The sequence below is a fragment of the Metasolibacillus sp. genome (assembly GCF_025291715.1).
Classification (GTDB): domain Bacteria; phylum Bacillota; class Bacilli; order Bacillales_A; family Planococcaceae; genus Metasolibacillus; species Metasolibacillus louembei.
Map to the genome: position 1 here is coordinate 1 of NZ_JAMBIZ010000004.1, position 22,358 is coordinate 22,358.

At 37.4% G+C, this 22,358-nt stretch carries 17 protein-coding genes; 7 read left to right on the plus strand and 10 right to left on the minus strand.

The annotated features are described in order from the left end of the window. A partial coding sequence (locus M3Z76_RS04040) for a hypothetical protein (protein ID WP_295655765.1) occupies positions 1 to 190 on the plus strand: 190 nt, incomplete at its 5' end. Between the two features lie 5 nt (positions 191 to 195). Here the strand turns inward: M3Z76_RS04040 and M3Z76_RS04045 are convergent. Both M3Z76_RS04045 and M3Z76_RS04050 read right to left on the minus strand, forming a co-directional pair. Further along, a complete protein-coding gene (locus M3Z76_RS04045; protein ID WP_293926892.1) occupies positions 196 to 870 on the minus strand; it encodes a response regulator transcription factor in 675 nt (224 codons plus the stop codon). 31 nt (positions 871 to 901) lie between these two features. Further along, positions 902 to 2,056: a sensor histidine kinase gene (locus M3Z76_RS04050; RefSeq protein ID WP_293926895.1), complete on the minus strand. Its 1,155-nt coding sequence runs from the start codon at positions 2,054 to 2,056 to the stop codon at positions 902 to 904. 305 nt (positions 2,057 to 2,361) lie between these two features. On the opposite strand from M3Z76_RS04050, the gene M3Z76_RS04055 reads away from it, so the two are divergent. Beyond that, positions 2,362 to 2,997, plus strand: a complete 636-nt coding sequence (locus M3Z76_RS04055; protein ID WP_293926897.1) for a YigZ family protein — start codon at positions 2,362 to 2,364, stop codon at positions 2,995 to 2,997. A 199-nt stretch (positions 2,998 to 3,196) separates the two neighbouring features. Continuing rightward, positions 3,197 to 4,273 (plus strand): LCP family protein, encoded by a 1,077-nt coding sequence (locus M3Z76_RS04060; RefSeq protein WP_293926954.1) that lies wholly within the window; start codon positions 3,197 to 3,199, stop codon positions 4,271 to 4,273. Between the two features lie 201 nt (positions 4,274 to 4,474). Here the strand turns inward: M3Z76_RS04060 and M3Z76_RS04065 are convergent, their stop codons facing one another. Then, positions 4,475 to 5,518: a glycosyltransferase family 4 protein gene (locus M3Z76_RS04065; protein ID WP_293926900.1), complete on the minus strand. Its 1,044-nt coding sequence runs from the start codon at positions 5,516 to 5,518 to the stop codon at positions 4,475 to 4,477. A 286-nt stretch (positions 5,519 to 5,804) separates the two neighbouring features. Here M3Z76_RS04065 and secA2 point away from each other — a divergent pair, with 286 nt between their 5' ends. Beyond that, complete coding sequence (gene secA2, locus M3Z76_RS04070; protein WP_293926903.1) at positions 5,805 to 8,174, plus strand: accessory Sec system translocase SecA2; 2,370 nt, start codon at positions 5,805 to 5,807, stop codon at positions 8,172 to 8,174. A gap of 1 nt (position 8,175) precedes the next feature. Beyond that, the gene (locus M3Z76_RS04075) at positions 8,176 to 9,084 is read left to right on the plus strand and encodes an accessory Sec system S-layer assembly protein (RefSeq protein WP_293926906.1); all 909 of its coding nucleotides are present in this window, start codon (positions 8,176 to 8,178) and stop codon (positions 9,082 to 9,084) included. Between the two features lie 711 nt (positions 9,085 to 9,795). Here M3Z76_RS04075 and M3Z76_RS04080 read toward each other — a convergent pair. The 3 genes from M3Z76_RS04080 to M3Z76_RS04090 all read right to left on the minus strand — a co-directional run bounded on the left by M3Z76_RS04080 (position 9,796) and on the right by M3Z76_RS04090 (position 12,918). Continuing rightward, the gene (locus M3Z76_RS04080; protein ID WP_293926909.1) at positions 9,796 to 10,707 is read right to left on the minus strand and encodes a methyl-accepting chemotaxis protein; all 912 of its coding nucleotides are present in this window, start codon (positions 10,705 to 10,707) and stop codon (positions 9,796 to 9,798) included. Between the two features lie 495 nt (positions 10,708 to 11,202). After that, complete coding sequence (locus tag M3Z76_RS04085; RefSeq protein WP_293926912.1) at positions 11,203 to 11,688, minus strand: C40 family peptidase; 486 nt, start codon at positions 11,686 to 11,688, stop codon at positions 11,203 to 11,205. 387 nt (positions 11,689 to 12,075) lie between these two features. Continuing rightward, the gene (locus tag M3Z76_RS04090; protein ID WP_293926915.1) at positions 12,076 to 12,918 is read right to left on the minus strand and encodes a C40 family peptidase; all 843 of its coding nucleotides are present in this window, start codon (positions 12,916 to 12,918) and stop codon (positions 12,076 to 12,078) included. A 237-nt stretch (positions 12,919 to 13,155) separates the two neighbouring features. Between M3Z76_RS04090 and brnQ the strand changes: the two genes are divergently transcribed. After that, positions 13,156 to 14,478, plus strand: coding sequence for a branched-chain amino acid transport system II carrier protein (brnQ, locus tag M3Z76_RS04095; protein ID WP_293926918.1), 1,323 nt, complete (start codon positions 13,156 to 13,158; stop codon positions 14,476 to 14,478). 24 nt (positions 14,479 to 14,502) lie between these two features. Next, complete coding sequence (locus tag M3Z76_RS04100; RefSeq protein ID WP_293926921.1) at positions 14,503 to 15,825, plus strand: S41 family peptidase; 1,323 nt, start codon at positions 14,503 to 14,505, stop codon at positions 15,823 to 15,825. A 181-nt stretch (positions 15,826 to 16,006) separates the two neighbouring features. Here M3Z76_RS04100 and murJ read toward each other — a convergent pair whose 3' ends face one another. The 4 genes from murJ to M3Z76_RS04120 form a co-directional block, all read right to left on the minus strand. Continuing rightward, entirely contained in the window at positions 16,007 to 17,524 is a 1,518-nt protein-coding gene (gene murJ / locus M3Z76_RS04105) for a murein biosynthesis integral membrane protein MurJ (RefSeq protein ID WP_293926924.1), read from the minus strand. Between the two features lie 121 nt (positions 17,525 to 17,645). Further along, the gene (locus tag M3Z76_RS04110; RefSeq protein WP_293926927.1) at positions 17,646 to 18,713 is read right to left on the minus strand and encodes a glycosyltransferase; all 1,068 of its coding nucleotides are present in this window, start codon (positions 18,711 to 18,713) and stop codon (positions 17,646 to 17,648) included. Beyond that, positions 18,710 to 19,852 (minus strand): polysaccharide pyruvyl transferase family protein, encoded by a 1,143-nt coding sequence (locus M3Z76_RS04115; RefSeq protein ID WP_293926930.1) that lies wholly within the window; start codon positions 19,850 to 19,852, stop codon positions 18,710 to 18,712. Before M3Z76_RS04115 ends, M3Z76_RS04110 begins: the two co-directional genes overlap by 4 nt. Before the next feature lie 171 nt (positions 19,853 to 20,023). After that, a complete protein-coding gene (locus tag M3Z76_RS04120; protein ID WP_293926933.1) occupies positions 20,024 to 22,129 on the minus strand; it encodes a methyl-accepting chemotaxis protein in 2,106 nt (701 codons plus the stop codon). Between the last annotated feature and the right edge of the window lie 229 nt (positions 22,130 to 22,358).

Consider the following 22,358-nt stretch of genomic DNA (forward strand, 5'->3'; position numbering starts at 1 on the left):
CCTGCGTTATTTGCGGCTTCTCGAATTTATTTGCGCTTTTCCTGATTTATTTGCGGCTTCTCGAATTTATTTGCGCTTTTCCCAATTTATTTGCGGCTTCTCAAATTTTATTTGCGTTTTCCCTAATTCAGTCACAAATCTTCCTAAAAAAAATACTAGTTGCTTCATTCAAAAAGAAGCAACTAGTTAAAATTTTTAACGTACCTCTACCCAGCCGCTTTTAATGGCTGTCACAACTGCTTGTGTACGGTCGTTCACATTCATTTTTTGCAGAATGCTTGATACGTGGTTTTTTACTGTTTTCTCAGAAATATAAAGCGTTTCGCCGATTGTGCGGTTGCTTTGCCCATCCGTTAAAAGCTGTAATACTTCACATTCACGTTTTGTTAGTAAATGGAATGGACGACGAATTTCTGTTTGGTGGAAGTTACCGTTGTTTTCATGCTCAGATAAACGGCGGAATTCTGCAACTAAATTTTTCGTTACCTTCGGGTGTAAGTATGAACCACCGTTTGCTACTACCTTAATTGCCTCCACAATTTCATCTGCATCCATTTCTTTCAGCATATAGCCTAGCGCACCTGATTTTAAGGCATGCGTTACATATGATTCGTCATCATGAATCGATAGCATAATCACTTTTGCCTCTGGGAATTCCTCAAGTAGCTCGCTTGTCGCCTCTACGCCATTTTTTCCTGGCATATTAATATCCATTAATACAACATCTGGTGCACTTGTGCGGTATAAGTTTACTGCATCTGCGCCATCGTCACCTTCAGCAATTACATCAAAGGTATCCTCAAAATCTAAAATTCGCTTTACACCTTCACGGAAAAGTTGATGGTCATCTATAATTACAATCTTCGTCATAAATATGTCCCCCTAATTCATCGCCTATATACTATATTTCATTAGTCGGAAAAGGTATCTTAAATGTTACAAGTGTGCCTTTTCCCATTTCACTGCGAATATTCATTTCTCCATTTAAAATATCAATACGTTCCTTCATGCCGATAATACCGAATGATTGCTCCTTTATCAGCTCTTGGTCAAAACCTACACCATTATCTTTGACGCTAACGTTGATAGAACGTTTCAGCCATTCTAGCTTTACAGATATTTCTGTACAGCGTCCATGCTTAACTGCATTCGTCGTACATTCTTGTATTAAACGGAATATTGCTACTTCATAATTTGAATCCAATCTTTTTTCTTGATTAAAATTTTGAAAATGAATATAAACACCTTCATTATACTCCATAACCGTTGATAAATACTTTTTCAACGTTGGCACAATACCTAAATCATCCAATGCCATTGGACGTAAATCGTAAATAATACGACGTACCTCTGATAATGCCTCACGCACATTTAATTTTAAATGTGCTATTTCTTGTATAGCAGCGTCCATACCTTTTTCTCGATAAATTCGCTCGATTAAATCGGAGCGCATTAATACATTTGCCATCATTTGTGCAGGACCGTCATGAATTTCACGCGATAAACGCTTGCGCTCCTCTTCCTGTGCCGCTATGATTTTAATGCCAAAATCCTGCTTAATTTTGGCTTGCTCTAGCGCCTGCCCCACATCCTTTAAATCAGATGTCAAATAATTGACTACAACATTTACTTGATTGACAATTTGATCAGCTCGTTTTATCGTATCATAGAGTATTTTCATTCGTCGCTCTAAATCGTCACGGCGTTCACGCAATTGTTTTTCTTTTTCTTGAACGAGCAAATATTTAATTTGGAGGTTATTTGCTGTTTCATATGCTTCACGCACTTGCTCTTCAGTAAACGTATTGAACGACTTACTCACTACGACAAGACGCTGTTTTGCTTGTTGCGTAGCTTTTTCCAAATAATCTGCTTCATCGATTATAATTGCTATTTCTTCTCGAATAGCAGCTAACTCTTTTTGCATTTCTTCGAAGTTACGTTGACTTTGTTCACTTATAATAAATATATCGTTTTTAGAGCTCATAATTGTTTCAAGCATGCGATTAAAAATAACATCGAGTGAGGCGATATCAAATTTCTCATTTAAAAACACAAAATCTCCCCATTCTCACTAGACATCTATATGTACTGACTCAAACTTTACATATAGTCAATGAACATTGTCAAACAATAACGCTTTACTCGGTTAAATTAGAAATTTCCGCCTTTACATGTAAATAATACTTACATAGTAGCTTTCCGCACTAACTACTATGAAAATTATTTTATACTTAAAGGCATTTTATAGGAAGAGTTAAAAAAATAAATCTTACTTTTTATTTATCGTACTGTTTTATATTTTATTTAAATGCTTACTCAAAAATTTATTATTTTCTAGCACTACAAGGAGGAAAAGGAATGCGCAAAGATTATACAACTGTAAAAGGCTATGGAGAAAGAGAAATCGTCATTTCAAAGTCGCGCTTTATCGCTTATGTTGAGCGCGCTGAAACTGAGCAAGAGGCAATCGATTTTATTGATAAAATAAAAAAAATGCACCCTTCTGCTACGCATAATTGCTCTTGTTATTTAATCGGGGAGCACGATAATATTCAAAAAGCGAATGATGATGGGGAACCAAGTGGTACAGCAGGCGTTCCTATGTTAGAAGTATTAAAAAAACAAGGCTTAAAAGATACGGTTGTTGTTGTCACACGTTATTTCGGTGGAATTAAGCTTGGCGGTGGCGGATTAATTCGCGCCTACGGAAAAGCTACAACAGAAGGCATTGATGCTGCACAAGTTGTAGAACGCAAATTACACCATTTAATGCGAGTGTCAATTGACTATACATGGCTAGGTAAAGTAGAGAATGAAGTACGCAACTCACATTATACGTTACAGGAAATCCAATATGCAGATGCCGTTGAAGTATTTGTCCATGTTTTAAAGGATGAGGAAGCTACGTTTATCGAGTGGATAACTGAATTAACAAATGGGCAAGCAACGATCGATTGTATTGATAAGGGATTTATCGAATTTATCCAGGCTTAAACTTTTCCGTTTACTGTTATCTCGTAACATAGTATAATTAATAGTATTGTAAATTCACATATCAATTACGCTTTACTGTAATTGTATCTAGATTTCGCTTCACTGATACTCGTCGAACGAAGTATTTATCTACTAAAAGATAAGCATTTTCTACTGTATCAAAATAGGCAAATGATATATTCCTAATTAGAGGAGAATGATGATGAAACGCTCAAATAAAAAAGAGAAAAAGTCTTCCAAGCTTTCTCTCGCACTTAAAATAACTTTAATTTTAGCCGCCTCTCTCTTAATCTGTGTAACAACATATGGTATGTACTTAACAAAAAAAGTAGAGCATGCTGCTGACCAAGCATATGAGCCAATTGAAAAACGTGGCGAAACTTCGACAAAGCGACCTACAGAAGTGAAGGTTGAGCCGATACAAGATAATGTATCCGTCTTATTTATCGGAATTGACGATAGCGACAAGCGTGGACAAGGTGCAGAAGGCTCGCGTTCAGATGCGCTATTACTCGCTACATTAAATAGAACGACAAAAACAGTAAAGCTTTTAAGCATCCCTCGTGATTCTTATGTTTATATCCCTCATGTTGGCTATAAAGATAAAATTACACATGCGCATGCATTTGGTGGCACACTTGCAACAATTGAAACAGTAGAAGAATTATTTGATATCCCTGTTGATTATTATGTTCGCATGAACTTTAACGCATTTATCGATGTTGTGGATGCACTTGGTGGTATCGAGGCAGAGGTCCCATACGCAATGCTTGAAAAAGATGAATTTGATCGCAATACAGTTAATTTACAGCCTGGTTTACAGCATTTAAATGGGCGCGAAGCTTTAGCTTTAGCTCGTACACGTAAGCTTGATAGCGATATGGAACGAGGCAAACGCCAGCAAGAAATTTTAAAGGCAATTGCACAGCAAGCTGCTTCTGTATCCTCAATTACAAAATATGATGAGCTGATTGATGCTGTTGGCGCAAACATGAAAACAAATATGACATTTAAAGAAATGAAGGGCTTCTTTAGCTACTTAACACAAGGTGTCCCTCGCATCGACTCAATCACTGTAGAAGGCTATGATGATATGTCGACAGGTATTTATTACTATCAATTAGATGAACAATCTTTAAGCGAAACACAAGAGATTTTAAAAAGCCATCTTGGTTTAACTGAAGCAGGAATTAATGCTTCAAATGGCTCATCATTAGCTGGTAGCGGCTCAGAGCAAACGCACTCAGAAACGACAACAACGTCAGGTCAACAATAAAACACAAGGCTGTAAAGCACATTAACGTGCCTTACAGCCTTTTTTATGCCTCTGTCCAGAAGATTGGCTGAATATCTTCATCTAGGAAGGCGAGAGTTTTTGATACAAAAAGAGTTACTATAAATCGGCTAACATTTCAGCAAAATATAAAAGGTGTCCAAAAAGCGGTTTAATACACCGCTTTTCGGACACCTTTTTAAATTATTTATTAAAAATACGTACTAAATTCAACAATGGTTTGTAGTTCTTCCCTGCTAATCCGATAATTTCGACAAACAGCTCAATTGCCACTAAAATAACGGTTACTAATAAAATAGCTCCCCATACTGTGGACATTGAGAAAATAACTGCTGCTAAGCCGAACATGCTTGCAATACCGTAAATAATTAATACTGTTTGGCGATGCGAGAAGCCCATATCGATTAAGCGATGGTGTAAATGTGATTTGTCTGGATCAGACCATTTTTTCTTCATACGCGCGCGACGTACGATGGCGAAAAATGTATCAGAAATCGGTACACCTAACATAATAACAGGAATAATAAATGAAATTACTGTTACGTTTTTAAACCCTAATAGTGAGAAAACAGCAATCATAAAGCCTAAAAATAATGCGCCTGTGTCACCCATAAAAATTTTCGCTGGGTGGAAATTGTAAAATAAAAAACCAATTGTGCTTGCTGCTAAAATAGCTGCCATCACAAGTACAAACATATTTCCCATATTGAAGGCCATTCCTGCAAGCGTAATTAACGCAATTGTTGAAACACCTGCCGCTAAGCCATCAAGTCCATCAATTAAGTTAATGGCATTCGTAATACCCACAATCCAAATAATTGTAAGAGGAATACTTAAAAAGCCAAAATCTAAAATACCACCGAATGGTAAATTGATGAAATCAATATCAATACCGCCAACAAATACGATAACTGCTGCTGCTGCAATTTGCCCAAGCATTTTAGCTTTGGCAGAGATTTGATACATATCGTCTACAACACCTGTTGCAACAATAATAACTGCCCCTAAAATGATCGCTAGCGTATACTCACTTTCTGGTCTCAGCACAGCTACGCCGATTAAAAAAGCACCAAAAATGGCTAGTCCACCTAATCGTGGCATAATTTTCGCATGCACTTTACGGTAGTTTGGTGCATCGACAGCACCAATTCGAAAGGCTAAACGCTTCACAAGTGGAGTTAGTACAATAGCCGCAATAAATGCGACAATTAAAGACACGTAAATCATGTCTCTCCTCCTTAAATTTAATCGTCATCATTTGTTCAATTGCTCAGTTAATTTTAACTGAAACACGATAAACCACGATAATTATAACACGTTTAACAGACAAAATATAGCTTTTCTCTCTCAAATTACTGTATATTATCTGCAATTTGGTGAAAACTATACCTTTTCCTTCGCTTCGTAGTGATTGTTCATACAGCCATAAGTAGTAAAATAGCTGAATTTCTGATAGAATAGTCTAGTGTCTACTAGCTATTTTAAGGAGACAACTTTAAAGGAGCGTAATAAAATGTTCTCAATTTTTAAACGAACGAAAGAGCAAACAAGTGCTCGCGAATTAAAAAGATACTATAAAATTGTAGATCAAATTAATGCACTTGAAGCAACATATGCTGCAATGTCAAATGAAGAACTACAAAGTATGACTTTCAAATTTAAAGAACGCTTAGAAAATGGCGAAGAAATTACAGCAATTATCCCTGACGCATTTGCTGTTGTTCGTGAAGCGTCTAAACGTATTTTAAATATGCGCCACTTCGATGTGCAATTAATCGGTGGCTTAGTATTAACTGAAGGTAATATCGCAGAAATGCCTACAGGTGAAGGGAAAACGTTAGTTGCCTCTCTTCCTTCTTATGTAAGGGCACTAGAAGGAAAAGGTGTGCATGTTATTACAGTCAACGATTATTTAGCAAAGCGCGACTTTGAATTAATCGGACAAATTCACCGCTTCCTTGGTCTAACAGTTGGCTTAAATGTACCGATGATGGAGCAAGGTGCAAAGCAGGATGCCTACAATGCTGATATCACATACGGTGTTGGTACAGAGTTTGGCTTCGACTATTTACGTGATAATATGGCACATTCGATTGCCGCTAAAGTGCAACGTCCATATCATTTCGCAATTATCGATGAAGTGGACTCCGTATTAATTGATGAGGCAAAAACACCTTTAATTATTGCGGGTAAAATGTCTGCAAACGAAGAATTGCACCGTATCGCTGCGATGCTAGCAAAACGCTTTGTGAAAGATGAGGACTATGATTTCGATGATGAGACAAAGGCGACATCTTTAACAGAGCAAGGAATCGAAAAGGTCGAGGCAGCATTCGCTATCGACAACCTTTATGATTTAGAGCATCAAACACTTTACCACTATGTGATTCAAGCAGTGCGTGCACATGTGATGTTTGAGCGCGATGTTGATTACATCGTACGCGACAACAAAATTGAGCTTGTTGACATGTTTACTGGCCGCATTATGGAAGGTCGCACATTATCTGATGGTTTGCATCAAGCAATTGAGGCAAAAGAAGGCGTAGAAGTCACAGAAGAAAATAAAGCGCAGGCACAAATTACCATTCAAAACTATTTCCGTATGTATCCGAAGTTGTCAGGAATGACGGGTACAGCAAAAACACAGGAAAAAGAAATTTTAGAAGTATATGATATGCGTGTCATTCAAATTCCGACAAATCGACCACGTAAACGAGTTGACCAAACGGATATTGTCTTTGAAACAGCTGATGCAAAATATGAATACGTTGCACAGGAAACGCTGCGCCGTCATGAAAAAGGACAGCCTGTTTTAATCGGTACAACTTCTATTTTACAATCTGAAAAAGTATCTCAGTACTTAAAGAAATATAGCCTACCACATCAAGTGTTAAATGCCAAAACAGTGGAACAAGAGGTAGAGCTTATTTCACAGGCTGGTCAAAAAGGACGCATTACCGTTGCAACAAATATGGCGGGGCGCGGAACTGACATCGTTTTAGGTGAAGGTGTCGAGGAGCTTGGCGGACTCTGTGTGATTGGTACAGAAAAGCATGAAAGCCGCCGTGTCGATAATCAATTGCGCGGACGCTCTGGTCGTCAAGGTGACCCAGGTGAGAGCCAATTTATTTTATCTATTGAAGATGATATGTTTAAACGTTTCGCTAAAGAAGACGTGGAAAAATTCCGCAAAAAAATGGTAACAAACGAAATTCAACGTATCGAAAATAAAGACATAATTGAGTTAATCAATCGTACACAGCGCATCGTAGAAGGTGCTCATTTCTCCATGCGTGAATATAACTTAAAGCTGGATGATGTCATCAACGACCAGCGTAAAATTATTTATGATTTACGCAATCGTGTGTTAGCTGGTGAGGATTTACTGTCGATGATTACACGTATGATGTATGAAACAGTCGACTTTGCCGTTCGTGATAATGCGCCAGAGGAAGTTGATCCAATCGAATGGGACTTCGATAAAATGGAGCAAACAGTCAATTCTCTATTATTAACACCTGCTACACTTGACCGTACAGAAACAAAAGTAACAAAAATTTTAGATTCATTAAATACAAATGTATTTGAATTACGTGACTTTATTGAAAGCTTCCAAAGCAATGAGCAAGTGATGAACGTTATACCACAAGTCGTTTTAAGCTATATTGATGCAACATGGGTAAAACATTTAGAGCAAATGACACATTTAAAAGAAGGTATTGGCTTACGTCACTATCAACAGGAAGACCCGATGCGTATTTATCAACGTGAAGGCTTAGAGCTATTCGGTAAAAATTATCAAGAATTGCGTCGCAGTATTGTAGAAGAGCTTGTAGCATTTATGAAAAACATTTCAGCAATTGAAGAGCAGGAGGAACTATAAAATGGGCTTATTCGATTTTTTTAAAAAAGGCGATAAAGTAGGCGCAGACAGCGCTGTTGATTCAAAAGAATTGTTAACAGATACGAAGCAAACTGGCGAGGACCGAGATGTTGTGACAAAATTATCATTTCATCCACAATGGAATGTACCGTTAGAGCAACAATATATTTTTAATTTCTTAGCAAATGAATTGCAGCCATTAAAGCCAAATCAATTATCACTATCAGCGATCAACATTGAAGAAAATCCACGCAATGGTGCATGGAATGTCAAAGTATTTTTCCGTTCTTCATTACCAGAGCCAATAGAGCTTGGTGAAATCGAATTGCTTATTTTAGATAAAGATGACAAGCGTCTTGCGTCTCAAACATTCCATTTCCAAGACTTAGGTGTGATACCAGCTGAGAGTGCTCGCCCATGGGTATTTGAATTTGATAAATCGTCAATTGAAGCTGGCGTTGAAGAAGTACCAAAAGAGGATGGCTGGAAAATCGCCTTCAATTTAATTTCTTTACGTGGTCATCAGCTTGATTTAGATGAAACGTGGAAGCAGCAATTGCCTCAGGATCAGCAAGAGGCTTTAGAAAAAATTGTGAAAGACTTACCGAAGCTTGGCAAAACAGAAGTCAACTTCACAGGCTTACAGGCGAAGCTACAAAATGATAAAAGCTTACATGTATCTATCTTTATTCGTAACGGAAACGACAAAGCGATTAATTTAGAACAACTACCACTTGAAATTATTGATGCACGTGGCAAGCAAGTAGCGAAGGGATCATTCAAGCTAGAGCCTGTATTAACAGTACAACCTAATACAACAAAGCCATGGACATTCATTTTCCCTGCCCAGCTAGTAGATGTTAAAGGCATCGACCTCTCTCGCTGGACAGCGCGTGTACCACAGGAGTAATTGTAAAATGAATTGCCCCCTGTCAAGTAGACATTGTAAATAATAAAACTAATTAAGCGACTTGAGCATTATTATAGCTTAAGCCGCTTAATTAGTTTGTGATAATTTCCTTGCTGTAAGTTACATCAAGTGCTGGCTCTGCCACGTAAGCCTAGCGTACCTACTACTCTATGTAAAGTCACAACACCAAGTTTGATTGCAATACATCTTTGGAAATATCACCTCTTTTAAAAAAGGCATATGAACTGAAAAATTCATATGGTGGATGATTTAAGAAAAAATGGATATGACGAAAATAAAAAGAAGGATTAGAAGAGTCTAGTTTAATTACATGTAAAAAGGCTATTGAAACATTTAAGAACTGGTACTGAATAAGCACCTACTGTAGTAGGAAATACATTTGGTTCTTCATCAGGTGGTAAAGAAACTTAGAAAAAATAATAACAGTAATCGCATTTTGATAAACTTAGAGTACAAAGCGAAAACGTTTCTCGTGGTTTGTATCGACGATAATTAAGATACATGAGTTTCCGCTTTTCTTCTATAGTGAAATATAAAATTATTAAATAAATAGAAAGTCAACTACGAGTAATGGTGAAGAACCGACTTTTTGTAAATGTAGAAGTTTTTTAGTACCTTTTATGACGGATATATTGAAAAGCCTTTGCAACTTGTTAAAGTTACTATCCATATTTAGCAGGTGGGGCTTTCTTAAATTTTTTCAGTAAATTCATGCGTGTTTTTCTCTAGTAATTCAGCCGCTTGTGAAATAAATTGAAAATCACAAACATTTTTCTCAATTTGCTTTGTACTGTCTTTTACTCTTTCAGAGATTGTATCAATGTTAGCTGAGACGGAATTGATTTTATCAATAATGCGGTCAACATTCTCCTTTACTTCACCAATGGATTGCGAAACCTTTGTTGATAAATTGCGTACTTCCTGCGCAACCACATTAAAGCCCTTGCCATGTTCACCAGCGCGTGCGGCTTCAATTGCGGCGTTTAACGCTAATAAATTTGTTTGTGCAGCAATATCTCGAATTGTTTTGACAACATTCGTAATTAATTCTGTTTCTCGCTGCAATGCTTGCAAACTTTGTTGATTCAATGCTGATTCCTCTACAATGCGCTCAATATTATGTAGCAATATAACACTATCATTAAGACCGACTTTAGATTTGTCGTTTAACGCCTCAGACATTTCTTTTAATTGGTATGCTAGCGCATTAATAGTCGCCACTCTTTCAGTAATATTTAAAGCAATTTTACTAATACCTATCACCTCTCGTGTGTGTTCAGAGAAAATCGGCATATAAATCGCTTCTAGCCATACTTCGTCTCCAGAAGCATGGCGTCTTACAATTTTATCTTTATAAGAGTTACCTTGCTCAAGTTTATGCCAAAATTCTTTATATGCAATGCTTTGTGCAAATTCAGGAAAACAAAGTTTGCTATGATTAACACCAATTAATTCTTCAGCTTTGTAGCCTAGCGTATTAGCAAATTGCTCATTGACATATTCGATATCACGTTGTAAGTTAAAACGAATAATAGGTAGATTTTTTTCTAATGACTTGACAACATGTTTGTCTGTTACTAATTCACTTTTCATATTTATCATATAGAGTCCTCCATAATATTTACTCTTTAATGAGCTGGTTCTAAACAAAAATAAAAACTTGATTGTAAAACTAGCCCACCCAACACAACCAACGGGATGAACTAAAGCAAAAAGTCATCATAGGAACCCATCCGCATGGAGTGAAATGAGCCTATCATGTACTGATTACCGTGAATTACCTATAATTTAGTATAATAAATAAGTTTTCATATTACTATATATTTTTTATGTTTGTTTAGTAACTAAAATTTCATAAAAATCCTTTATCCGCTTCTTTTATTTGATGTTACAGGCGCTACAATGAATAATACAAATCGTCTAATAAATAAGGGCCATAATATTCAAACAAAATAGCATTGTATATTTTTAGCATACGCCACATACATTGGATAATGTGTTGTTCAGTAAAGAAAATTAAAAAAAGATTGATACGTGAGACATTTCTCACGTATCAATCTTTGTTAACTGTGTATTTTAGTATGTATAGAGTACGTATTATTCAAATGAAACATTTGCAACACGTTTAGCACCTACATAACGGCTTCCCCAATACCATTTATCGTTAATATCTGTAACACTTACACCGATATTTGTTTGAGAGTGGATGAACTTGCCGCCACCTAAGTAGATACCTACGTGAGAAATACCGCTTCCTGAAGTATTAAAGAATACTAAATCACCTGGGATTAAGTCATTTTGGCTAACTGCTGTCCCTACACCATACATAGATGATGAAGTGCGAGGTAATGATACACCAAGATCGCTAAATACAGTACGAACATAACCAGAGCAGTCAAATCCTCTTGTTGAAGTACCACCGTATGAATAAGGTACACCTAAATATTTTTGAGCTGTTGATTTAAAATTACTTGAAGTAAAGTCTGCAGCCGCTGCTTTCTCTTCTCCGATTGGTGATAAGAAAATAGCTAATGCCGCTAAAAATGTTAATAATGTATTACGTAAAATTTTGTTATAACTCATTAATGATAATCCTCCACACAGGCAATAATTTTCTGTTAATTTAACTGTTATTAGAGTATCATGAGTTACCACGCTGTAACATTACAGTTCTGTAACAATACAGTTACACTTACAAAACACTGTATTAAATAACGACTTTCACTTATACCCTATTATATCAACGTTTAAACATCTTTTTCATCAGCATTTCGCATTTTAATGTATCACGTTCGAGACATTTCACTCTATTACTCTTACACTTTTGTAACATTTGTAATATAAACTAGTCAAAATGAACTCATTTGCCATGTTATTTAAATGGTATTTTTAGGGTAATGAGTCTTTTCATCTATGTCTATATAAAAATAACTGTTCGAAATTTTGGCTTTTCGAACAGCTATCACCTTACTATTCAATTCCATTAAAACGCTTATACCCAACGAGGCGTTCCGCCCAATAGCTATGTGTTACTTTCGATATTTCCACACCTGTTGTACCAGCGTGAATAAATTGATCCTCTCCTATATAAATACCCATATGCGAAATATTAGGTATGTACGTATTTTTGAAAAATACCACATCTCCTGGCATCGGCTGCTCTACAGCTGTCGTATCTTGCAAGTAGTAATCAAGGCTACTCTTACGTGAAATATTTAAGCCTGCATTGCTGTAAACATATTTCACAAAGCCACTGCAATCAAAGCCTTCTATCGTATTACCCGCAAATACATAAGGTGTGCCAATTAATTCATGTGCAAGCGCTATTACTTGATTATAAACAGCTTGTCCATCTGCTTTTGGCGAAGTAGTAATTACTGGCGCTTCCACAGTTACTTCCTGTGGCTTCGATGGAGAAACTTTATTTATTTGTAGCTTCTGATTAATATAAATGACATCTGATTGTAGCTTATTTAATTCTTTTAGCTGCGCTACTGTCATATTATTTTTTTGTGCGATTGATGCCAATGTATCGCCCTTTTTCACTGTATGCGTTGCCATTTTTTCGACGACAGCTACTTTATTTGCTTTCACTGCTCCGTCTGTGACAACTAGCTTTTGATTGATAAAGATAGCATCTGCCTTTAAATTGTTCCATTGCTTTAATTGCTCCACTGTTACTTCATGTTCCTTTGCAATTTTTGTCAATGTATCGCCCTTTTGTACGGTATAAGATGCTGCCTCTGCTGCTGGCACTACAAGTGCTGACAATATGAGTGCACTTGCCACCGCAGCCTGCCATTTACTTGCCATTATCAAAACCCCGTCCCTTCTCTATTACTCTAGTTATTTTTATTGTAACGAATCTATGAAGTAATTCACAATAGCCTATTTTCCTCTATCGATAAACTTTTATCATATTGTGATGAATTTTTCTCCGTCAAAAGACATGCTAATTATGAAAGTACTGTAATAACATTTCCAATCCTTAAAAAAAAGTGTATGCTAAGAGTAATATACGTTAAGCACTAGTTTAAGGAGAGAATTACCATGAAGTTTTTTCGTGAAAACCTCGTTGTAGGTTTCATGCTATTCGCATTATTTTTAGGGGCAGGAAATATTATTTTCCCTCCATTATTAGGACAGCAAGCTGGAGAGCACATTATCATCGCCATGATTGGCTTCTTAATAACAGGCGTTGGATTGCCACTTATCGGTGTTATCACCGTGGCAAAAAGCGGAGGAGATTTGTATGAGCTATCGAGTAAAGTAAACCCGCTTTTCGGGCTTATTTTCACATCCATTATTTATTTATCAATTGGGCCATTTTTTGCGATTCCTCGAACAGCAGCTGTCTCCTATGAAATCGGCATTAAAGCACCGTTTCTATCACAGCAAATGGCAGGAAACCCACTTGCTCTATTCATCACAACATTAATATTTTTCGCAATCACGTTATATTTAGCATTCAATCCAACAAAAATAGTAGATCGTATCGGGAAAATTTTAACACCCGCTCTACTTTTGATTATTTTAGCACTTGCTTTAAAAAGTGTGATTACGCCGCTTGGCCCGATTGGGGAAGCACAAGGACACTATCAAACTTCACCGTTTTTTGAAAGCTTTATCCAAGGCTACTTAACAATGGATGTCCTTGCTGCTCTTGTATTCGGCATCGTTATTGTCCAAGCATTAAATGGTCGCGGTTTAACGGATAGAGCGGCACAAATTAAAATCGTTATATTCTCTGGCATCGTCGCAGCGCTTGGCTTAGCATTTGTTTACATCTCACTTGCTTATATTGGTGTGACAAGTACAAGTGTCATCGGCTTCCACAAAGATGGTGGTGTCATCATTGCTGAAGCAACGAAGGCCCTTTTTGGCAAGGCAGGTAGTGTCATTTTAGCTGCAACAATCATTTTAGCTTGCTTAACAACAGCTGTCGGGCTGCTATCAGCGAACGCGTCATTTTTCAACAAGCTATTCCCACGTGTTTCCTATCAAGTTTTTTTAATTGTATTTACATTACTTGGCTTAGGAATTGCTAATTTTGGCTTAGAATCAATTATTTCATACTCATTACCAGTTTTACTTGCTATTTATCCAATTGCCATCGTGCTGATGCTATTAGCGTTATTCGCAAATCGCTTTGAGCATAGCTCACTCGTTTACGGATTGCCTTTAGTTGTAACAGCTGCCATTAGTATTTATGATGGTTTAAAGACGATGGGCATTCAAATAAATATGTATGAGAGTATAATAAGTAAGCTTCCATTGTATGAGCAAAGCATCGGTTGGATTATTCCCGCCTGCATCGCAACATTGCTTGGCTTAATGATTTACAGTGTTCAAAAGAAATATCGCAATGCTTAATCTACTTATAAGGGTGTGAAGCACATGAAAAATTTATTAAAGGCAATGCTTTTTAGCTTCTTTTTATTACTACCAATCACAGCAAATGCAAATACGTTAGATGAAGTGAAGCACATTATTAACAAAGAATATGTTGGCAATATCAATGGAAATTTAAACAAAGCGACATCAATTGAAGAAGTAATGGATATGCTTGATGCATATTCAACTTTCTTCACTGCAAAAGAATTCGAACAATATATTAATTCCATTGAAATGACTTCTGTTGGTATCGGTGTTGTTGTGGAAAAGCATGATAAAGGTATTTTAATTCAAGAAGTGATCAAGGGAGGTAGCGCATATAAAGCTGGTGTGAAAAGTGGGCAAATTATCGTAAGCATCAATGGGCAGTCTACTGTTTCCATGTCGGTTCAAGAAGCGACATCTCTGATTATGGGTGAACAAAATACATCCGTACGCCTTGGTATACTGAGTAATGGGCAAACAAAAAATATAACGCTTGTGCGTCAGCCATTTAGTATACCGAATATAACAACAAAGCTGCTTTATGGAAATGTAGGCTTTATTCATTTAAGCTCTTTTTCAGAGGATGCAGCACAGCTTGTCAAAAAAGCATTTAATGAGCTAAAATCACAGGGCGCAACGACATTTATTATAGATGTCCAAGATAATGGCGGTGGCTACGTAACAGCTGCCGAGGAATTAATCGGCATGTTCCCAAAGTCGCCCTATGCTTATAAGCTCCAAACGACAGCTGGCACAATGACGTATAATTCCATTTATCAGCCAATCAAATTTCCAAAGGATACGCGTGTACTTGTCAATCGCTTTAGCGCAAGTGCCTCTGAAATGCTCGCTGCAGCATTAGTGGATCAAAAGTCCGCTGTTGTCTATGGTGAAAAAACATATGGTAAAGGCACAATGCAAGGATTTTTCGAGCTTTCCGATGGCAGCTACTTAAAGCTAACAATTGGGAAGTTTTCTGGTCCAACTGGCAGTAAAATTAATGAAGTAGGTGTAAGTCCACATATTGCAACGACTACACCCATTATGACAGCACATTTCGACGCACTTGTTAATAACAAATTCAAAAACTATGAGGCTTTAAAGGCTACAAAAGTAAAGGAAGGCAACTCCTTCACTTTAACTTACAGCAAGGCTGTGACAACAAACAAAGTGGAGCTTATTGCGCTTGGCGACAACACTGTGCCAATTAAAGTAACACAAAAAAACAAGCAGCTCATTATCACACCTACAAAGCCACTTGTTAAAAATACGCAATATATGCTCCTTATCCCGCCAACAGCTAAGGCAAAAGGGCAGTATATGCATATTACAGTCAATTAAAGAGGGCAGTAGAGAAAATCGGTGTTTTCTCTACTGCCTTTCGGATTTATTTGCGAGTTCTCTGATATATTTGTGTTTTTTCCATTTTATTCATAAATCTGTTTAAAAAATACTGATTGTCACATAAATAAGACAATCAGTTAAATTTGATAGCTATGAGATACTTTCTTCAGCTATTTTTTTACTTTTTTAATACTTTCTTTTTCACTTTAACAATCATTTGTTGTAGCTCTGAGAAACGCAAGGCTATTAATAATAACGCATAACCTAACATTGTGACAATAAATGTCACAATCGCATGTGCCCAAATAAAATCAATTTGGATATATGCTGTCACAAGCCATGTAATCGCAATATAGCCAACTGTTAAGCAAACCATTTTCATAAATTGTAGTAGATTGCCGTCCACAAGCTTCAGCTTATATTTCCACTGTAGCCATGCAACAAGCAATATGAAGTTTACTGCCGCACTAACAACTGTTCCCCATGCAATTGCATCTGCCCCATATTCCCCAATCATTAGCTGAATCACTGCAATATTTACACCAAACACGGTAATAAAGCTAAAAATAACAGGTGTCATGGAATTGCCTTTAGCATAGTAGAAGCGTGTCACATACATATTCGCTGCAAGGAAAAACATTGTTATACTAAAAATTACAAGCAGCTGTGATGTAATTGCTGTCGATGCCGCATCCCATTTGTCACCACGCTCAAAGACAATACGCACAATCGGCTCCGCTTGGAAATAAAAATAAACGGAAATCGGCATGACTAATATGTAAAGCAGGCGCAATCCACGTAAATATAGTCCTTTAACAGCCGCCATATCTCCCTCGCCCTCTTTTTTACTAAGCAATGGGAAAATAACCGTCGTTACAGCTGTCATTAAAATTGCCTGTGGAAACTGTGACATTTTTGTCGCATAGTTCACCGCAGATACTGCACTTACATCTAACATATTCGTAAAGAAGCGCTGAATTAAAATATACATTTGTGCCGTTGCGCCACCAAGCATAATCGGTAAGGCAACCTTCCAAAGCTCCTTCTGGTCTTCTGTATTAGGCAGCATTGGTCTGAATGACATATGCTCCGCTTTACGTACACCAAACACGAGGAAAAAGAACATACAGGCAGCTCCAAGCAATGCCCCCACACCATACCCAATTGGTCCGATAATAAATGATAGCCCAACTGAAATAATTAAAAAGGATAAATTGTAAATGAGCACAGAAAAGCTCGACAAATGGAACTTGCCTTGCACATTTAAAACACCACTTAGCCATGTCGACAATACAAGCATAATTGTTGATGGCATCATCCAATAATAAAGCGACTTCAAGCGCTCATATTCCTCACCTGCTGACACTTGGAAATACCGTTGTAAAATTGGTTCCGTAAAGACGATAAATAATAATGAAATAATCGCAATCGACACGAAAATGGTTGTAAATGTTCGTCTAATATATTCCGTCCGCGCTGCTGTTGTTTTATGATAAATCGAAATAAAGGCGGTCGTAAACGCTCCACCAATAACTAAATATAAAAAGTTTGGGATTGTGTAGGCATTAATAATGCTTGCAGCAAGCTCTGTCGTTCCATACTGCGTACCGATAATGACCTCACGCAAAAAACCAAACAGCCGAGCAAGTATATTAACAACCGCTACTGCTCCGACAATTTTTAAAATGCGGTTCACCCTTCATCAATCCTTATCTTTGGCATGTTTTTTAAATTTATTCCACGTTTTTGTGGGTTTATTCCACGTTTTTTATGATTTATTCCACGTTTTCAGGATTTTATTCCACGTTTTTCGAAGTTTATTCCACGTTCGCGTAAATTTCCTTTAATCGCTTCACAATATTTTGTGCATCATGCGTTATTAGTAGTTCCCGCACTTTTTGCTCGTTAATATCTAAGCCATTTAACGCTTGCTCCATCGCCTGCTGTAATGCAGCAGCATCTTTCGGTGGCACAAGCACACCCGCACCATCTGCTAGCATATACTTCAAGCCACCGACGCTTGATGCAATGACAGGTGTGCCACAGCTCATCGCCTCCAATGCAACTAGTCCCAGCCCTTCAATATAGGATGGCAGCACAAATACATCTGCAGCTTGGAAATAACGTGCTAGCTCCGCTTGTGGCATCGGCTCCATAAAATGAATATGCTCGCTCTTTACTAAGGCTTTCATCTTTGCCGTAAAGCTTGCATCCTTTGTCGAGCCAATGCAATAAAGCGTAGCTGTGCCCTCTTCCAACTGCTGAAACGCTGTAATCAGCTCTGACACTCCTTTTTCTTCAATAATATTGCCAACAAATAAGAAGTTTGTACGCTCACAATCCATACCAAGCTCTTGTTGCATTTGCTGCTTGTCCCCAAGCTTAAATATATTGCGGTCAATGCCCATGCTCATAACAGAAAGGCGTGTAGGCTCAATGCCATAATCTTGCTGTATTGTTTGTGCTAGCTCCTCACCTACTGCAATAACATGGTCTGCATGCTGCAATATTTTTGTCGTATAGCCTTGAATGCGGGCGCTTTTCTTCGCCATTTTATTAATATCGCCACCGTGTGCTGTCACAACATAGGGCACATTATAGCGTTTTTTTAAATAATAGCTAAACATGCCGCTTGGAAAAACGTAATGTGCATGCGTTAGGCTAATATCACGTTTATTTTTACGAAATGTAGCTAGCACATTCAACGCCCATTTCGCATATTTTTTCAGCACATTTTTTTTACCTGTTGCAGGGTTGTCATTTACTGCAAGCAATGTTTCAATGCCAGCCTCATTTAATTGCTGCACTTGATTTTTGACGAAAACACCATAAGCTAAATGCTCCTTTGTTGGGTACATATTGCTAATGATTAACGCTTTTTTCATCGCTTTGCACCTGCCTGTAAAAGCTTCAGACCAAGAGCAGATTTTTCCTTGAAGGCATCATTTGTTGCCTTTGCTAGCGCCTGTGCGCCTGACCAATCTTCCTGCAATTGATTGAATAATGTGCTGAAATAATCATCGCGCTCATGCAATGTATCAATTGCTAATGAATAATCGCCCAGCCCTGCCATTTGTAAAAAGTCATTGACCTTGACATGGTATGATACGCCAATAATCGGTGTTTTCGTATCCGTTGCTAAAATAAGTGAGTGAAGGCGTGTCCCAATTAACACATCAAATGAAGCTGTTAGCTCTAAAATACGCTGCGGCGGACAGTTTTCGTCAATGATTACAGTACGCTCACCATGCTTCATTAGCTTTTGAATATCCTTCGTTACATCGGCATCCTGTGGATATTTCGTTGCGAAAAATGTAATTTCAGCATTCTGCTCTTTAATGACACGGTCTAAGTTTTTTGCCATACCTGCAATGTAATGATGGTATTTTTCCTCATCCCCTGTTGGCCAGTATGATGCATTATAATATGGAACAGCTGTCACACCAATTTTTTTAGGCGCCTCACTATAATGTTCACGCTCTACCTCTAGGCTAAAAGCAGGGTCTCCAATAATATGAACATCGCTCTTTACACCGATAGATGCCAGCAATGATTTTGACTGTGGGTCACGCACTGAAATATTTTGTGCATGCTTTGCCATATAACGAATAAACCATTTACCAAGCCCTGTATTCAACGGTCCTGCACCACAGCCATAAACAACATATGGCACGCCTGCATTTTTAGCCATCATCGCATAAGAGCCATAAAGAGGTGCCTCACGTTTATATAAATCCATTAAAATACCGCCACCACCAATGACAACAAAATCCAATGTTTTGACGATTTTCGAGTTTTCGCGATATGTTTTAAAAAACGTTTTTGGTGCGTTACCATTTTTATGATAAAGCGGATAGCTTTGCACATTGTAGCGTTGTGCTGTTTGCTTTGGATTATTACTAAATACAACAATATTTTCAGTGGCTATTTGAAAGGCTTTTTCAAGCTGGCGAATAATGCTTAATAAAATCGCCTCATCCCCATTATTATCATTTCCGTAGTTACCGACAATTCCTATTTTCACGTGTACATTCATCCTTTTTATTTCAATCTATCTACATATCATGACGCTTTTTTCTTCAATTTGTTCTATCGTTTAGTATAGCATAAATGTCGTTTTGAATTGTGTGGAAATTGTGTGTGTGCCTGGCACCTAAAAAAGTGTTGGGAAAACTTTCATTTTCCCAACACTTTTTTATTTGTTCAATGTAAATCGTTGAATCGCCTCGCGCAGTTCCTTCGTTGTTCTTTCTACATCCATAACTACTTGAGAAACATTAAATAGCTCATTTTGCTGTGATTGTGCGGTTGCACTTACCTCTTCAGCAGATGCTGCTGTTTGCTCAGAAATAGCTGAAATGCTTTGAATCGCCATTGTTGCTTGGTTTTTATGCTCTAGCATATTTTCAAGCTGCTCCTTTAATTTAGCGATAGCAGTCGTAATTGCTAGTGTGAGCTCGCTATTATTTTTAAATGCTTGCTCTGTGCTTTGAACAGATTCATTTTGCATTTCTAACAATTGTGCATTGGAATCAATCACTTCAACAGTTTGTCTTGAGTTTTCTAGAATGCCTGCAACTGTTTGACGAATAATTTCCGTTTCCTTCTTTGATTGCTCTGCTAGATTGCGTACTTCCTCAGCTACGACAGCAAAGCCTTTGCCGTGCTCCCCTGCCCGTGCAGCCTCAATGCTGGCATTCAATGCAAGTAAGTTCGTTTGCTCTGTAATGCCTTGAATCGATGCGATAATATTATTAATATTTGAAATGTCAGCTGCTAAAGCATGCATTTGCTGCTGAATACGCTTGTTCATTTCATTCGTTTTTGTATTATGCTCACGTAAGCTCACTACTTCATTCATACCATTTGAAATAGTCTCTTGCGTTTGCTGTGACAGCTCGTCCATATTATTAGAAATACCTGATAGCGAATCAATTTCATCTGATAAATCCATCATACGATAGTTCGTTTCTTCTGTATCCTCGGATTGCTTCGATGTCCCTTGAGCAATTTCATCAATTGCTGTTGCTACCTCAACACTAGAGGCAGTAATTTCATTAAATGAATTCATCACATGCTCAGTTGCATTATTTAATGTCTGTGTTGAATTTTGCACCGTTTGAATAATTCCACTTGTTTGCTCAATCATATTGTTATAAGCCATCGTCACGGTACCAATTTCATCGTATTTAATATATTTCGGATCGATTGTTTGTGTTAAATCACCAGATGCAGCCGCCTCAATAGATGCTCGTAAATACTTCAATGGACGAAGCTGCTTATAAATATACCAAATGCTAATTAGTGCCATGACCATAATAATCACGATAGCAGAAATAATTGCTATCATTAATATTTGGTTATACTGTTCTAAAACTACAGACTCTGGCAATATTAATTGCACAGCCCATTTTTCATCAATGCCTTCTAATACCATCGGCTTATAAATTGTATAAGCATCATCCTCAAAGTATTCAGAGTATGTGTATAGACTCGCAGTATCACCATTTACAATTTGTTGCTTAATCGTATCCCATACGACATTGCTATACTCCTCGATATTGCCGCCACTGTCTCCAAAGCTATTTGTCACAAGCTCACCAGCATCTGAAATAATTGCTGCATAGCCACCTTTTGGCGTCTCCGCTACAATTAATTCATTTAAATATTCGATTGAAATATCAGCAGTTAATGCGCCGAATACATTGCCTCTTGCATCAATTAAAGGTACAGCAATCGTTGTCATAGCTATCGTTTGCCCGTTCACCTCATATGGATAGGGCTCAACTAATGTCATGCGCTTTTGCTCTTTTGGTATCCAATACCATGCAGAGGCTACTTTATCATCTAAATCGTTTAGCATTGTCGTTGTAATAGATTGACCTTCGTTTGCTAAATACGGGATAAAGCGCCCTTGTGAATCAACATAGCGCTGCTCTACCGATGAATCTACTTCAAACGCCCCACGCTCCAGCACAGCTCCAGCACCTATAATATCCACGTTATTTTGTAAATTAGAAGTAACCATCTCTAACACATCATCTGTGTAAAGGTCATTATTATTTTTTAAGTTTTCTATCATTGACTTTGTTGTTGCTAACACTGTATTGGTCTTTTTAAAACGTTCACCCATTTTTAACGTAGCTTGCTCTGCTGTAATTAATGTTAAATTTTCAGCATCGCTCGCATTTTGACCTTTAATAATTATTCCTGTGATTAATAAATAAGTAATAAACAATAAAATAAATACACCTATAATTAAAGAAGATAACTTTAATGGAATACTTTGCTTTCTTTTCATTATGTCCCTCCCTAGATTCATTATAAAAATATATATTGCTTTGACTATGTGCTCCTTTCAGTTTATAAAATCTGTGAGATATCCCGCAGAAGCTTAACTTGAATCAGCGGGAAGTTTGGCCCTCCCTATTAATTAAAGTAGTCTTTTGAACACCTATCAGCCCACCTTATCAAAGTGAGGGACTTCCTCTGAATCAAATTAAAATATACTACTACTATACTAAACATAG